This window comes from Nonomuraea dietziae (genome assembly GCF_014195505.1).
GTDB lineage: Bacteria > Actinomycetota > Actinomycetes > Streptosporangiales > Streptosporangiaceae > Nonomuraea > Nonomuraea roseola.
Map to the genome: position 1 here is coordinate 2,622,082 of NZ_JACIBV010000001.1, position 14,831 is coordinate 2,636,912.

Sequence of the window (14,831 nt, forward strand, 5' to 3'; positions counted from 1 at the left end):
GCGAAGGCGGCTCGCTCTCCGCGCCCTGCCTACCTGCCGCGCTTCACGCTCATGGAACGGACGTCATCATGCTCAGGAAGATCTCGCTGACAGCGGCCTCCGCCGTCGTCGTTCTCGCCACCGTCGGGGCGCCGGTGGCGTCCGCGGGTGCGGTCACGGACAGGCCTGCCGCCGTCGCGCAGCGCGCGCAGGCGGCGGCACCCGCCGACAACCTGGCCCCCGGCCCGTACCACCGCACGCTCGACCCCCTGGTCGGCACGTGGAAGGCGGTCAAGTACAACTACATCCTCGGGACCGGCGGCAAGCCGATCGTCTCCCGGGACATGACCGTGCGGGTGCGCTGGATCAGCAAGACCGGCGGCCGGTTCCTTGAGGAGAAGACCGAGGGGACCCTCGGCGACAGGGCGTACTACCGGCTCGGCGTCCTCGGCTTCTCCCCCATCGACCGGCGCTACGAGTGGACCACCTTCGACAGCGTCACACCGACGGCGATGACCTACCGCGGCGCCCCTGTCAGCGACGAGGCCTCGGTGCTCTCCATTCCCGGCGAGTTCACCGACCCCGGTGTCCTCGGCCCCGACTATCTCGGCGAGACCATCCCCATGCGGACCGTGATCACCATCAGGTCGAAGAACCGGCACACGTTCGACCTCTACTTCACCCCGCCGGGCCAGCCCGAGCGTCTCGTCGACAGGGTCGTCTACACCCGCAAGCTCTAGGGGAGCCGTTCGGGTCCGAGCAGCTTCGAGCAGGTCAGGAGCCGCAGAGGGGCGCGTGGTCACGGCCAGGACAGCACGCGGCCGAACCGCACCAGCTCCCCGTAGAGGGCCGGGTCCGCCTCCGGCGCGAGCGCCAGCTCGACCAGCGCCACCGCCGCCTGCTCGGGCGTCTGCGCCCCCGTCATGTCGAACCACGGCCGCGACGACGCCGTGTCGATCATCCCGGGGCAGACCGCCACGAGCAGGCGGTCGTGCGCGAGATCCTCGGCGCGGCGCTGTCTGGCGAGCGTCCGTACGGCGGCGACCTGGCCCACCTTCGAGGGGATGTTGATGAACGCGGGCCATCCCTCGTCGCCCGCCCGCCCCGCGAGCACGGCATCGCGCCACGCCAGCAGCGTGGCGTCGAGATCGTCCAGCGTCGCCGCCTCGTCGAACGGGCGACGCAGCGGCTCGGGCAGTTCGCGCAGCCGTCCGAGGCTGCTGGAGACGACGACGAAGCGCCCTCCCTGGCGGAGGACGGGCAGGAACGCCCGCAGCATCCGGGTGGTGCCGAGGTTGTTGGCGTCCACGTAGGGCTCGATCACCTCGGCGGGCACGTCCTCCGGCACCGTCCTGAGGTAGTGGTTGGAGAAGACGATGTCCACGCCGCCGTGCTCGTCACGCAGCCGTCCGGCCAGCGCGGCGACGGCCTGGCCGTCGCGTACGTCCAGCAGGCAGGTCCTGACCTCGGCCTTGGCCTCCGTCACCTGCTCCCGCGCCCGCGCCACGCGCCCGGCGTCGCGTCCTGTGAGGTAGACGACGTCGTCGGGGGAGAGCCGTCGCGCGAGCCCCTCCACCAACGCGAAACCGAGCCCCTGGTTGGCGCCCGTCACAACTGCGATCTTGGCCATGTCCGCACGGTATGCGGGGGGCGGCTCGTGCGACAAACGACGATCGCGCACACCTGCGATGCCCCACGCGCATGGGACGTCGGCCGGTCCGCGGCGGGCGGTTCGGCTTCTACATGTTGACCCACTTGTGCGACTTGATGCAGAGGCTGCCGCGACCGGGGTCGTCCTGCGACGGGTTGGTCCACGCCTCCTGCTCGCCGTTGTGGAGCCCCCGGTGCGCTCCGCCGCAGGCGACGAGGTGCACGTCGTCCAGGCTGCCCGCGTATCCGTTGTTCCACAGGGACTTCACCCTGCCGCTGAAGGAGCACGGCCGCCCGCCACCTGCCCAGTTGCCGTCGTCACCCGACCAGCTGCAGCGGCTGCCCCCGCCGCTCACCCCGCTGTAGGCGCACAGGCTGCCCTTGGGGCAGTCGCCGAACCAGTACCGGCCGCCGCTCCTGGCCGAGGCGGCGCTCTCCTCCGCACCCGCGGGCGACGGCGACGCGGCCTTCCTCGCCACGTGATCCTCGCTGACGGCCATGCGGCCATGGGACCGGGGAGCCCGGCAGGCTGGCAGGGCGACTTCGACCGGCGCACGGTCGGCGTCAGGCCGACACCGCCTCGGCGTAGGCGGCGGGGAGCTCCATCGGCATCAGGTGTCCCGCGCCCTCGAACACGCGCAGCCCCCAGTCAGGCCGGCGATCGAGCAGGAAGTCGACCGTTGACCGCTCGATCAGCGGGTCCTGGTCTCCCCACAGCAGGAGCGTGGGCGCCCGCACCTGGTCGATCGCGTCGAGGACGGGGCGCCTGTCGACGTACATCGCCGAGACGACCGAGGCGAAGGCCACGACGGCGTCGGCCATCCTGCCCGGCTGGTCGCGCATCTCGTGACGTTCCTCCGTCTGGAGCGCGACCAGTTCGGGCGAGACGCGCGTCAGGTCGCCCCGTGCCAGGTCGAGTCCGCCACCGGGTGCGGTCACGGGGTCGCCCCTGCTCAGCTTGGCCTCCAGGAGCCGCCTGCCGTACAGGCGCAGCGTGCCGCGCAGGGCCGGGACGGCGGCCGCCAGCGTGAGCCGGCCCAGCGTCTGCCAGGCCAGCGCCTCGGACCTCGTGAGAGGACCGGGCAGCGTCGGGCTGGTGAGCACCAGCCGCTCCACGGCCCTGGCGCGCCGGGCGAACAGCAGGCTCACCAGCCCGCCCATGGACCAGCCGTGAACGGTCAGGCGCTCCAGTCCGAGCGTGCGGGTGAACGCCTGCAGGAACCTGGCGTTGACGTGCGCCGTCGCCGCGCGGGGATGCGGTGTCTCGGTATGGCCCGCGAACGTGCCCGGCAGGTCGGGAGCGATGACCGGCCCCTGCGCGGCCAGCAGCGGGATGACGTCCAGCCAGAAGGTCCCTGTGGCGCCCATCGGATGCACCAGCAGCTGGGCGGGCTGGCCGGGCCGCCCCCTGGCGTGCAGGTAGTGGACGCTCGCGCCCTGGACGTCCACCGTCTCGCTGCGGATTGCGGCGCAGCGCGCAGAGCGCTGGCCCCAGTCGCCGTATCGCACGATGCGCCTCCAGGTCCTGGGTGCCTGCCTGCGATGCTAGACCTCGCCCTCGGACCTCCGGCATGACGCCTGGAGATCCCACCGCGGCTCGGAGGGGCGAACTTCCAGCCGGAGATGGAGGCGGTCTTCGCCTGGGCCTGGTTCACGTCACGGCGGAAGATCACCCCGGTCGCCGACCCGCGCGACGACTACGGCCGCCCGCTCGTCATCCAAGGCCGCGTCCAGGCGTACACCGCCGTCGCTTCGACGACAGCCCCGTCCTCCTCCTGGAGAGCGGCGGCGCTCTTGCTTCTCAGGATTCAGGGCTACTTGGGACGAGCCATAGGGAGGATCCACTCAAATGGCATGCGACCAGAGGGAACAATGGCTGATTTGGACCCGTCGACCACGCCAGAGCGTCCGGTCTGTTTATCGAACGCACTTGAAAGGTCAGGGCCGCCAAGAGGGGCAGCCGTGCCCGCAGCCGGCGGCACGGGGCCGCTCAGAAAATCCGAGGACCCCGTGCCGCCGGACACAGGCGCTCCTCTTACGGCCTCGCGAGCTTAGCTACCTAACCTTTTTCGGCTTCTTCTCCTTCTTCGGCTTCCTCGGCTTGGGCCCGAAGCGGTAGTCCGCCTGCAAGCGCACCGGGAACATAGTGAGGATGGACATGCCAACCTCCGATAACAAATTGGGTACTCCTTCAGGGGGTACAATACCGGCCAACTCAGGCCATTCACCCCAAATTCACGTCAATCCGGCCAGGGGGTCTTTGGCGAACATTTTGGCTGGGTGCGCACTGAAACTTTTCCTCCAATTGCGCCCATGCCAGGCTCCGTGGACTCAGGGGAACACGCGACGCCCGGTTCAAAGCGCTGGCAGATCTTTCGTGCGCTGCGCTGCAGCCCCGGCGAGACCGGCACCAGCGGCGCCCCGACAACTGTTCACAACGGCCAGCCGGTAGCAGCGCGAAGCCCCACCCCTCCCTTCGGGATGGGCGGGGCTGTTGCATGCTGTCCAAGGCCCCGGTTTACCGGTCCTTGTAGTCGAACCACCACGAGCCGTTGTACATGTAGCAGTCGGTGACCAGGTAATACCGCTTGAATTCCGTGCGTTCGCTGATGCAGCGGCTGTAGTTGCCGAACGGCCCTCTGGGCTGCCAGTACGGCGCCTGGATCGTGATCGGGGCGGTTGTCGCGGACGGGCTGGCGTGCGCCACTGTTCCCAGCGGCGCCAGGGTGGCGAGAGAGACCAGGGCGACCGTAGCGGCCCTCTTCACAGCATGGATCACGAGCACCCACCTTGAGGAAAGAATGTTGTGTGTGCTCATCTTGAGAGTTCTGCAGTCGTCTTACTATCGCCATCCCTGCCAAAGATCGCCTGAATAGTGCCATCGCGCCACGATCATTCTCTTCGGAGGGTGGGGGCCTCCTTTGCATCGTCGACGATTCGGGCGGATCGTAGGATCCCTCGCGCGTCACAGTGGCTGGTTTCGACGTGCCGCAGACCTGAAACGGTCCTTCCTCGCTCTGGATGCGGTGTGCGGAGATTTCCGCTGCGCCGCTTTCCAACCTGCTCGTACTTGCCGGCGAGGTAGCGGCTGACGTGGAGCGGCAGGCCTGGTTGATGGAGGCGCACTCAGATCGGCCGCGCCTGGTGGAGGAGATCGATCGCCACACCTGGTGGGCAGAGGTCGACGACCCATACGCCGCACCACGACCCGCTCCCCCGGCATCAGTCGGGCGACGCTCGGGGGCGGCTCCACGATGCCGGCGGTGATCCACGCGCCGAGCTCCCGGCCGCCCGCGCTCATGCTGCTGTCGACCGGCTGCCGGTCGTAGACGCGGACGGGCTCAGCCACTCCCCTGTCGGTCAACACCCTCTGCGCCCGCTGAGCGGTGTCGCGGCCAACGCGGTAGCGGGCAGTCAGATCATGCTCGCTGGGCAGCTGAGCGCCCGGGCCGGTAGTCGCCCGCCTCGATCGCGCCGAGTCGCTCGGCCGCGATCTCCTCGAAGGCTTACCGCTCGGCGCTCATCCCACCCATCACTTCTGATCGTGCGCATCTCGTGCGCAGAACATGGGCTGGGGCGGCGGTCATCCTCGGGTACAGCCGTGCATCATGTGTTGCGTTTCGCATGGTCACAGCCTTGATCGCTCATCTGACCAGCAGGGCCACGCACTCCACGTGGTGCGTCATCGGGAAGGCGTCGAAGGCGCGCAGGTCGGCCAGGCCGTAGCCGAGTTCGGCGAACCAGGCCAGGTCGCGGGCCAGCGTGGCGGGGTCGCAGGAGACGTACACCAGGCGCGAGGCCTCCAGCGAGGCGATGCGCGTGACCACCTCGCGTCCCAGGCCCGACCTGGGCGGGTCGACGACGACGAGGTCGGCGCGTTCGATCTCGAAGCGGTCGAGGGCGTCCTCCACCCGTCCGCGTTCGACCTGGGCCCACGGCAGGTCGCGCAGGTTCGCGCGGGCGTCCCGTACGGCAGCGGCCTCGTTCTCGACCCCGAACACCGCGCCGGAGGGGCCGACCGCCTCGGCGAGCCCGGCGGCGAAGAGGCCGACCCCGCAGTAGAGGTCGAGCGCCCACTCGCCCGGCTCAGGGGCGGCGTAGCTGAGCACCGCGTCGAGGAGGGTCTCGGCGGCCCCCGGGTGGACCTGCCAGAAGCCGCTGCCCGTCACCTGGAAGACCCTGTCGCCGACCTGCTCGTGCAGCATGCCGGAGCCGTGCCTCGGCTCGGAGCGGCCCTTACCCTGGTTGACCAGGATGGAGGCGGGCGCCTCGAGCGGGGGCACCGCGACGGAGCTGCGCGGCTTGGGCGCGATGACGACGGCGTGCTCGCCGCCGGAGGAGGCGATGACCTCCACGCCCATGGAGTTGCGCCAGGTGTGCGTCTCGACGCCGACCTCCTCCACGGAGGGGTGGGCGATCAGGCAGGCCTCGACGGGCTGGATGTCGTGGGAGCGGTGCTTGCGGAAGCCGAGCACGCCCTCGCGGGTGGCGGCGAACTGGACGCGGGTGCGCCAGCCGAGGCCGTCCTTCGCGCCGGGCACCTCTTCGACCAGCACGTCCCTGGTGATGCCCGCCAGCCTGCTGAGCTGCTCGGCCACCACGCTCGCCTTGAGCGCTCGCTGGGCCTCGAGGGTGGCGTGCTGCCAGTCGCAGCCGCCGCACAGGCCCGGCCCCCGCATAGGGACAGGGCGGGGTCACCCTGTCGGGTGAGGCTTCGAGGATCTCCACGGCGTCGGCGCGGAGGAAGCGGGTGGTCTCCTCGGTGATCTCGGCGACGACCCGCTCTCCTGGGAGCGCGTGCCGTACGAAGACGACACGTCCTTCGTGTCGCGCCACACACCAGCCACCGTGGGCCACGGGCCCTACCTCGAGTTCCACCACCTGCCCAGACTACTCGTCACGCCTGTCGGGCTCGACCTCGTGCCACGGACGGCGGACCGATCCCGCGGCGTACGGGTCGCGGCGGCCCCTCAGCCTGTCGGAGGAGTGCAGCTGCCACGGCACGCTGGTCACCATGACGCCCGGCTTGAACAAGAGCCTGGCCTTGAGCCGCAGCGCGCTCTGGTTGTGGAGCAGGTGCTCCCACCAGTGGCCGACGACGTACTCGGGGATGAAGACGGTGACCACGTCGCGCGGCGAGCGCCGGCGCAGGGCCTTGACGTAGTCGAGGATGGGCTGGGTGATCTCCCTGTACGGCGAGTCGAGCATCTTGAGCGGGACGGGGATCCCCCTGCGCTCCCACTCCTCCTGCAGCGTCCTGGCCTCCGACCCCTCGACGCCGACCGTGACGGCCTCGATCGTGGAGGGACGGGTGGCCCTTGCGTAGGCCAGCGCCCGCAGCGTCGGCTTGTGGATCTTGGAGACGAGCACGATCGCGTGGTTGCGGGCCGGCAGCATCGACTCGTCGATCCGCTCGTCGACCTCGAGCTCGGCGGCCACGTTGTCGTAGTGGCGGCGGATGCCCTTCATCATCAGGAACAGGATCGGCATCGCGATGCAGACGATCCACGCGCCGACCAGGAACTTGGTGAACAGCACGACCACCAGCACGACCGCGGTCATGACGGCGCCGAAGAAGTTGATGGCCCGCGAGCGGTGCATCTGGTGGCGCGCCCTGAGGTCGGTCTCGGTCTTCAGGTGGCGGGTCCAGTGGATGACCATGCCGGTCTGGCTGAGGGTGAAGGAGACGAAGACGCCGACGATGTAGAGGTTCAGCAGGCGGCTGACGTCGGCCTTGAAGCCCCACAGCAGCAGGCAGGCGCCCAGCGCCAGGATGACGATGCCGTTGGAGAAGGCCAGGCGGTCGCCGCGGGTGTGCAGCTGGCGGGGCAGGTAGCGGTCCTGGGCGAGGATCGAGCCGAGGACGGGGAAGCCGTTGAAGGCGGTGTTGGCGGCCAGGAACAGGATGAGCGCGGTGACGGCCGAGATGATGACGAACATCAGCGAGCCGCTGCCGAAGACCGCGTCGGCCACCTGGGAGATGATCGGCTGCTGGTAGTAGTGGGGGCCGACCGGCGTGCCGTCGGGACGCAGCAGGTCGACGGCGACGTGCTGCGGCTCGGCCACCGTGACGCCCGAGGCGAGGCCGAGCGCGATGATGCCGGAGAACATCGTGACGGCGACCAGGCCCATCATGAGCAGGGTGGTGGCCGCGTTCTTGCTCTTGGGCTTGCGGAACGCGGGCACGCCGTTGCTGATCGCCTCGACGCCGGTCAGGGCCGCGCAGCCGGAGGAGAAGGCGCGCAGCACGAGGAAGGCGGCGGCGAAGGCGGTGAGGTTGGTCTGCTCGGCCACCACCTGGAAGCCGGCCGTCGGCGCCCTGAGGTCGTCGCCGAGCACCAGCAGCCTGAATCCACCCCAGGCGACGAGGCCGAGCACCGAGATCATGAAGGCGTAGGTCGGGATCGCGAAGGCGGCGCCGGACTCGCGCAGGCCGCGCAGGTTCACGATCGTCAGCAGCACCACGATGGCGATGGCGACGGCGGGCTTGTGCTGGGCCACGAACGGGACCGTGGCGCCCACGTAGTCGACGCCGTTGGCGACGGAGACCGCCACGGTCAGCACGTAGTCGACCATCAGCGCGCTGGCCACGGTGAGCCCGGCGTTCTTGCCGAGGTTGACGGTGGCCACCTCGTAGTCGCCGCCGCCGCTGGGGTAGGCGTGCACGTTCTGCCGGTAGGAGGCGACGACAGTCAGCATCACGACCACGACGGCGATGGCCACCCACGGGCTGTAGCTGTAGAACGACACCCCCGCCAGCGACAGGATGACGAGGATCTCCTGGGGTGCGTAGGCCACGGAGGAGAGCGCGTCGCTGGCGAAGACCGGCAGAGCCACGCGCTTGGGCAGGAGCTGCTCATGGAGTTGCCCGCTGCGCAGCGCGCGTCCGACCAGGACACGCTTGACTAGATCCGTCACCTTCGCCACGTCTGACGATGCTAGTCCTCGTCACCCTCCCTGCCGACGCGGCACTCCACGTGCGCGCCATACTGAGGGGAAGGCACACCCGTGGGGAGCACATGCATATCGTGATCATGGGATGTGGTCGGGTGGGGTCCACCCTCGCCCACATCCTGGAGGACAACGGCCACTCAGTCGCGATCATCGACCGCGACCCGCAGGCGTTCAGGCGGCTGCGGGCGGGTTTCAGGGGGCGCCGGGTCACCGGCGTCGGCTTCGACCGTGACGTGCTGCAGGAGGCCGGCATCGAGTCCGCGGCCGCCTACGTCGCCGTGAGCAGCGGCGACAACTCCAACATCATCTCCGCGCGTGTCGCGCGAGAGACCTTCGGCGTCGACAACGTCGTGGCCCGCATCTACGACTCCCGCCGCGCCGAGGTCTACCAGCGTCTCGGCATCCCGACCGTGGCCACCGTGCGCTGGACGGCCGACCAGATCCTGCGCCGCATCCTGCCGGAGGGCGCCGAGCCGCTGTGGCGCGACCCCACGGGCACCGTGGTGCTGGCCGAGGTCGCCACCAACCCGGCATGGATCGGCACCAGGGCCACCAAGCTGGAGGAGACCGTCGGCGCCAGGGTCGCCTTCATCAACCGCATGGGCGAGGCGCTGGTCACCAAGTCCGACACGGTGGTGCAGGAGGGCGACATCCTCCACGTCATCGCCGCCGAGAACGACATGGACCGGATCAACAAGGTGCTGGCCGCCGCACCGGAGGAGGACCACTGATGCGCATCGCCATCGCAGGCGCGGGCGCGGTCGGCCGCTCCATCGCCGCCGAGCTCCTGGAGAACGGCCACGAGATCCTGCTGATCGACATCGACCCCAAGGCCATCAAGATCGACGCGGTGCCGCGGGCCGAGTGGCTGCTCGCCGACGCCTGCGAGATCTCCTCCCTCGACGAGGCGGGGCTCAACAACTGCCACGTCGTGGTCGCCTCCACCGGTGACGACAAGGTCAACCTGGTGGTCTCGCTGCTGGCCAAGACCGAGTACGGCGTGCCGCGCGTGGTCGCCCGCATCAACCACCCCAACAACGAGTGGCTGTTCAACGAGTCGTGGGGCGTCGACGTCGCGGTCTCCACCCCTCGCCTGCTGTCGGCGCTGGTGGAGGAGGCGGTCAGCGTCGGTGACCTGGTCCGGCTGATGACCTTCCGCCAGGGCCAGGCCAACCTGGTCGAGCTCACCCTGCCCGAGGACGCGCCGGTCGTCGGCCAGCGCGCGGGCTCGGTGCCGTGGCCCGTCGACTCGGCGCTGGTGGCGATCCTGCGCGAGGGCAGGGTGCTGGTGCCCACGGCCGACGACCCGCTGGAGGCGGGCGACGAGCTGATGTTCGTCGCCAGCCAGGAGGTCGAGGACGAGCTGGCCCAGCTGCTGTCCCCCCACTAGCCCGGACGGCGGGCCGCCCACCACGCCCATGCGGTGTGCAGCGCCCAGCCGGCGGCCGTGAGCTCGGGCAGCGCCTCCAGCAGCCTGGTCGTGAGGGCGCTGCGCCCTGCCAGGTCGATCCAGAGGTGCGCCACCGTCAGGGCGGCCATGCAGGCCGTCGCCGCCGCTGCGACGGCCGCCGCCGCCCGGGAACGCCGCCACGTCCGCGCCGAGGTCGTGGCGGCCCACGCGGACAGCAGCGCGTAGGCCAGGCTCGTCGTCACGTGGGCGGCGGCGCCCGTCTGGTAGCCGCCCAGGTAGCCGGCGAAGGCCACGAACGGCAGCGCCCTGGTGAGGGTGGCGTTGACGCCGCCGTCCGGCAGCAGGTCGCGCGGGAGCACGACGGCCAGCAGCGCGACAGCGGCGAACAGCACCAGCAGGGCGGTGCCGGGGGCGAGGAAGGTGAGCTCGGTCCCCATCCGCCTGGCCACCCTGGGCACGGCGTAGGCGAGCACTCCCAGCGTCGCCGACGTCACGGCGCCGAACCTGAGCCCCCTGACCACCACCGCCGCCGCCGCGCCTCCCCCCTCACGCGCCGGCCCGCGCTCCCCCGCCGACCGCGCCGGCGCCTCGCGCCGGACCTCCGCCCCGGCCGGCCCCGCCGGAGAGGCCACCCCCGCCGGAGAAGCCACCCCGGCCGGAGAGGCCGTCCCCGCCGGAGAGAGCGGGGGCACGGGACCGGGGAGCGGGTCCGCCGCCTCGGATCTCCCCTGCGACCGAGAGGGCGCCGAACCGGGCGTCCCTGGAGTGAACGTGGCCGGTGTCTCGGGCGCCCTCGGAGAGGACGCGGCGCCGTGCCCGCCCCGAGCGGCCGTCGCAGGCGCCCCGGGACCACCCGGCGAGAGTGCGTCCCGCACGCCAGAAGAAGGAACGGACAACCCGGGGGTGCCGGGAGCAGGCGGGGTGGGCGCTCCGGAAGCGTCTTGAGCACGCGGAGCAGGCGACCCCGGGGCGTCCTGAGCAGGCGGGACATACGACCCAGGCGTGCCGGGAGCAGGCGCGGGCGCTCCGGCGGCCTCTTGAGCACGCGGAGCAGGCGACCCCGGGGCGTCCTGAGCAGGCGGGGCGGACAGCCCGGGGGTGCCGGGAGCTGGCGGGGTGGGTGACTCGACACCGCCAGGAGACGGCGGGGTGGACCAGCCGGAAGCGGTTGGAGCAGGCGGGGCGGGCGACCCGGGAGCGTCCTGAGCGGACGGGGCGGGGGAATCGGGGGCGTCCTGGGCGGGTGAGGTGGGCGGGTCGGGGGCTGGCGAAGCGGGGCCGGGGTCCTGGGGCTGGGCTCTGAGGGGGTCGGTGGGAGGGTCGGGGTCGATCTGGTCCTGGCGTACGAGCAGCGCCAGCGCCCTCGATCCCTCACGCCTGCGCGCCTCCTCGCCGTGCCGCCGCCCCGCCACCACGGCCAGCGCCGCGCTCGCCGCCTCCAGCGTCAACCGCTCCTCGGGTGACCTGCGCATGAGCCCCTCCACCACGGGACGCAGTCGCATGCCACGCCGCATGGGGCGAGGTTCGCGCATCAGGATCGCCGCCATCACCGCGACAGGGCTGTCCATCGCGTACGGCGGCGCCCCCTCGACCGCCGTGTACAGCGTGGCGCCGAGCGCCCACAGGTCGGAGGCCTCGCCCGCCGGCTCCCCCTCGAGTCGCTCGGGCGCCATGTACGCGGGCGAGCCCATGAGCATTCCGGTCGCGGTGAGCGTCGGGGAGTTGGCCACGTGCGCGATGCCGAAGTCGGTCAGCACCACGCCGCCGTCGTCGAGGAGCAGCACGTTGGCGGGCTTCACGTCCCTGTGGGTGATGCCGGCGGCGTGAGCGGCCCGGAGCGCCCCGAGGAGCTTGACGCCGATGTCGGCGACCACGTGCTCGGGCAGCGGCCCCGACCGCTCCAGCACCTGGGCCAGCGACGAGGCCGGCAGCAGCTCCATCACGATCCACGGATGGCCCTCGTCCACCACCACGTCGTGGATGGTGATCACGTAGGGGTTGCGCAGCCTGGCGGTGGCTCTGGCCTCGCGCAGAACCCGTTCGAAGGCCCTTTCCCTGTCCTGCTCGCTCATCCAGCCGGGCACCAGCACCTGCTTGAGCGCCACGGGCCGGTCGAGCACCTGGTCGTGGGCGCGCCAGACCGCCCCCATCCCGCCCCTGCCCAGCTCCTCGGCCAGCAGATACCTGCCGCCGATCAGCCGGCTTTCGGAAGGATCACCCACAGCCAGCCCCTACCCCCACATCCACCCCGCTACATCCGCAATGTCCACCTTCGCACAGTCGTCGACGGGTGATGCGGAGCACGCGAGCGGTGTCGCCGGAGTCGGCCGACCGGTCGTCGAAGGGAGCGAGAGCGGCGGGCATCCCAGAGAGTCAAAGGGAGCGAGAGCGGGCGAGGGCCCCAGGGAGTCGAAGCGAGCGAGAGCGGGCGAGAAGCGCCAGACAGTCGAAGGGAGCACGAGGCCCCGGCAGGTCACGGGAGGGATGTCCGCGACGCCGAGATCGAAGAACGCGCCCGGCATCCCCGGCGTAACGGCGGGTCACGGCGCCGCTGGAGCGCCGTGAAAGACAGAGGGCCACCGGTGACCCCGGTGGCCTCTCCCGTGCTGTGCCGTGAAGGATGAAAAAGGATCAGGTGGCGGCGGCGGCGATGGGGGTGCGGCCGCGGCTGAGGAGCCAGGCCATGGCGGCGAGGCTGGCCACCTGCAGCGGCCACCCCATGAGCACCTTCGCGATGCCCAGGGCCGCGATCGCCTCGTCGCCCCCGCCGAACAGGTAGATCGGCAGTTGCACCGCCACCCGCACCACGCACGGCAGCATGAGCAGCCACGTCAGCTTCGTGCACAGCCGCACGATGCCCGCGTCCTTGTGCCAGGCGGTCGGATCGCCGGTGACCGAGCCGATGAGGAAGCCCACGACCGGCCACCTGGACACGATGGAGACCAGCATCGCGGCGGCATAGCCGGCGTTGTAGAGGATGCCGGGCAGGTAGACGTCGCGCGCGTCACCGGTGCGCGAGGCGAAGAACCAGCCGATGCCGATGCCGATCAGGCTGTTGATCACGAACTGCGGCGTCGAGCGCTGCACGAGGCGCACCACCAGCAGCACCGCCGCCAGGGAGGCGCTGATGATGAGCGAGAGCTGCAACCGCTCGGTCACCAGCCATGACACGGTGAAGGCGATGGTGGGCACCGCCGCCTCGACGATGCCGCGGATGCCGCCGAGGGCCTTGGACAGCTGGGACCTGATGGCCGCCTCGACGGTCTCGTGCGCCGTAGCCTGCTCAGTCACGGATGGGTCGCTCCTTGTCAGGCGCTTGGGCGCAGTTCGTAACGCGGGTTGAACATCACCTTGCGCCCGTCTTGCATGCTGACCAGGCCCTCGGCTTTGACGATGCGGCCAGGCTCGATGCCCGCGATCTTGCGTCGGCCCAGCCAGACCAGGTCGATCACGTCGGAGCCGTCGTAGAGCTCGGCTTCGAGAGCGGGGGCGCCGCCGCGTGGCCGCAACGTCACTGTCCGTAGCGTACCGGCCACACAGAAGCGGCGCCTGCCACCACAGGAGACGATGGGCGTGGCGCCCGCCTGATCGGCGTCCTCCCGCAGCTCTTCCGCCTCGAGTTCGGCCTGCGTGGATGCCAGCCTGCTGAAGAAGCCGCGCAATCCCCCACGTTTGTGGGGCTCTGCCGTACTAGTCATGATGACCCAGCTTATGCGATGAAAAGCTCAGCGGAGCTCGCTGATCTCGGGGCCTCTCCTGAACGGGTTGAGAGGGACGTTCTGCTCGGCGGTGGCGGCCGGGCGCTCGCCGGGAATGCGCAGCAGGATCGGCTCCTCGGGCGCCATCGGGTCGTCGCCGCGCACGACGACGACGTCGCGGATGACGTCCTCGAGGGGCTGGGCGACGTCGGCGTCGAGGGCGGCCTTGCCGCTGATGACCGCCCGCAGGAACCAGCGCGGGCCGTCGACGCCGAGGTAGCGGACCGGCTGGGTGCCGCCCTCGGCGGGGATCTGCCCCACGAGCTCGGGGCCGAAGGGGCCGTCCTTGCGCTCGACCGTGCCTCCCGCCTCCTTCACGCTGGCGGCCAGCTTGGTCCTGACCTCGTCCCACAGCCCGCCCCGCTTGGGCGCGGCGAAGGCGTGCAGTTGCAGGGCGCTGTCGTGGTGGATGACCACGACGCCGATCGGCTGGTCACCCGCGACGGCGACCTGGACGTCGTAGTCGGGGCTCACGCTGATGCGCATACCGCCGAGGTCGACCCTGTCCCTGTCGGGATGCGGCTCGTCGGCGTCCCACGGGCCCGACTCGCGCGCCTCCTGCAGGGGAGCCGCTTCCGCGACAGCCTGCTCGGGCTGCTCACGCTTGCGACGTCGGAACACTGTCGATCACTCCCTCATCGTCCTGTGGATCCGAAACCGCCCGCGCCGCGTACGGAGCCCGGCAGCCGGTCCACCTCGTAGAAGGAGGCCCGTTCGACCCGCTGGATGACCAGCTGGGCGATCCGGTCGCCGCGGCGTAGCCGGAGGGCCTCCTTGGTGTCCGTGTTGAGCAGCGTCACCTTGATCTCGCCGCGGTAGCCGGCGTCGACCGTGCCCGGCGCGTTGACGATGGTGACGCCGTGCTTGACCGCCAGGCCCGACCTCGGGTGCACGAACGCGGCGTAGCCGTCGGGCAGTGCGATCGCGACGCCGGTGCCGACCATCGCCCGCTCGCCCGGCAGGAGCTCGACGTCCTCGGCGGCCACCAGATCGGCCCCCGCGTCGCCCGGGTGCGCGTAGCTGGGCACCGGCAGCTCGGGGTCGAGGCGGTGGATGAGCACCTCTACGGTCATGCGGTC

General features: G+C 70.9%; 13 protein-coding genes and 1 pseudogene. 3 read left to right on the top strand and 11 right to left on the bottom strand.

The window, feature by feature from the left end; genetic code table 11:
- The first annotated feature begins 68 nt into the window (after nucleotides 1-68).
- On the top strand, nucleotides 69-719 hold the full coding sequence (locus FHR33_RS12635) for a DUF1579 family protein (RefSeq protein WP_183646370.1): 651 nt from the start codon (nucleotides 69-71) through the stop codon (nucleotides 717-719).
- 59 nt (nucleotides 720-778) lie between these two features.
- Here the strand turns inward: FHR33_RS12635 and FHR33_RS12640 are convergent, their stop codons facing one another.
- From FHR33_RS12640 to FHR33_RS12670, 6 genes and pseudogenes are all read right to left on the bottom strand, one after another.
- On the bottom strand, nucleotides 779-1,609 hold the full coding sequence (locus FHR33_RS12640; RefSeq protein WP_183646373.1) for an SDR family NAD(P)-dependent oxidoreductase: 831 nt from the start codon (nucleotides 1,607-1,609) through the stop codon (nucleotides 779-781).
- Between the two features lie 109 nt (nucleotides 1,610-1,718).
- The gene (locus FHR33_RS12645; RefSeq protein WP_183646376.1) at nucleotides 1,719-2,129 is read right to left on the bottom strand and encodes a peptidase inhibitor family I36 protein; all 411 of its coding nucleotides are present in this window, start codon (nucleotides 2,127-2,129) and stop codon (nucleotides 1,719-1,721) included.
- Nucleotides 2,130-2,193: 64 nt separating this feature from the next.
- A complete protein-coding gene (locus FHR33_RS12650; protein ID WP_183646379.1) occupies nucleotides 2,194-3,138 on the bottom strand; it encodes an alpha/beta fold hydrolase in 945 nt (314 codons plus the stop codon).
- Nucleotides 3,139-4,147: 1,009 nt separating this feature from the next.
- On the bottom strand, nucleotides 4,148-4,408 hold the full coding sequence (locus FHR33_RS12655) for a hypothetical protein (protein WP_183646381.1): 261 nt from the start codon (nucleotides 4,406-4,408) through the stop codon (nucleotides 4,148-4,150).
- A gap of 865 nt (nucleotides 4,409-5,273) precedes the next feature.
- Nucleotides 5,274-6,510: pseudogene (locus FHR33_RS12665) on the bottom strand (class I SAM-dependent RNA methyltransferase).
- Nucleotides 6,511-6,519: 9 nt separating this feature from the next.
- Nucleotides 6,520-8,556: an APC family permease gene (locus FHR33_RS12670; RefSeq protein WP_183646384.1), complete on the bottom strand. Its 2,037-nt coding sequence runs from the start codon at nucleotides 8,554-8,556 to the stop codon at nucleotides 6,520-6,522.
- A 92-nt stretch (nucleotides 8,557-8,648) separates the two neighbouring features.
- On the opposite strand from FHR33_RS12670, the gene FHR33_RS12675 reads away from it, so the two are divergent.
- Together FHR33_RS12675 and FHR33_RS12680 are read left to right on the top strand one after the other, a co-directional pair.
- Nucleotides 8,649-9,314, top strand: coding sequence for a potassium channel family protein (locus tag FHR33_RS12675; RefSeq protein ID WP_183646387.1), 666 nt, complete (start codon nucleotides 8,649-8,651; stop codon nucleotides 9,312-9,314).
- A complete protein-coding gene (locus tag FHR33_RS12680) occupies nucleotides 9,314-9,973 on the top strand; it encodes a potassium channel family protein (protein ID WP_183646390.1) in 660 nt (219 codons plus the stop codon). Before FHR33_RS12675 ends, FHR33_RS12680 begins: the two co-directional genes overlap by 1 nt.
- Here FHR33_RS12680 and FHR33_RS12685 read toward each other — a convergent pair.
- The 5 genes from FHR33_RS12685 to dut all read right to left on the bottom strand — a co-directional run bounded on the left by FHR33_RS12685 (nucleotide 9,970) and on the right by dut (nucleotide 14,825).
- On the bottom strand, nucleotides 9,970-12,216 hold the full coding sequence (locus FHR33_RS12685) for a serine/threonine-protein kinase (RefSeq protein WP_183646393.1): 2,247 nt from the start codon (nucleotides 12,214-12,216) through the stop codon (nucleotides 9,970-9,972). The genes FHR33_RS12680 and FHR33_RS12685 overlap by 4 nt on opposite strands.
- Before the next feature lie 409 nt (nucleotides 12,217-12,625).
- Complete coding sequence (locus FHR33_RS12690) at nucleotides 12,626-13,285, bottom strand: DUF3159 domain-containing protein (protein WP_312895497.1); 660 nt, start codon at nucleotides 13,283-13,285, stop codon at nucleotides 12,626-12,628.
- Nucleotides 13,286-13,302: 17 nt separating this feature from the next.
- Nucleotides 13,303-13,692 carry an OB-fold nucleic acid binding domain-containing protein gene (locus tag FHR33_RS12695; protein WP_183646395.1) on the bottom strand — a complete coding sequence of 130 codons (390 nt, stop codon included), beginning with the start codon at nucleotides 13,690-13,692 and terminating at the stop codon, nucleotides 13,303-13,305.
- A 27-nt stretch (nucleotides 13,693-13,719) separates the two neighbouring features.
- Nucleotides 13,720-14,373: a DUF3710 domain-containing protein gene (locus FHR33_RS12700; RefSeq protein WP_183646398.1), complete on the bottom strand. Its 654-nt coding sequence runs from the start codon at nucleotides 14,371-14,373 to the stop codon at nucleotides 13,720-13,722.
- A 14-nt stretch (nucleotides 14,374-14,387) separates the two neighbouring features.
- Entirely contained in the window at nucleotides 14,388-14,825 is a 438-nt protein-coding gene (gene dut, locus FHR33_RS12705) for a dUTP diphosphatase (RefSeq protein ID WP_183646403.1), read from the bottom strand.
- Nucleotides 14,826-14,831: the final 6 nt, after the last annotated feature.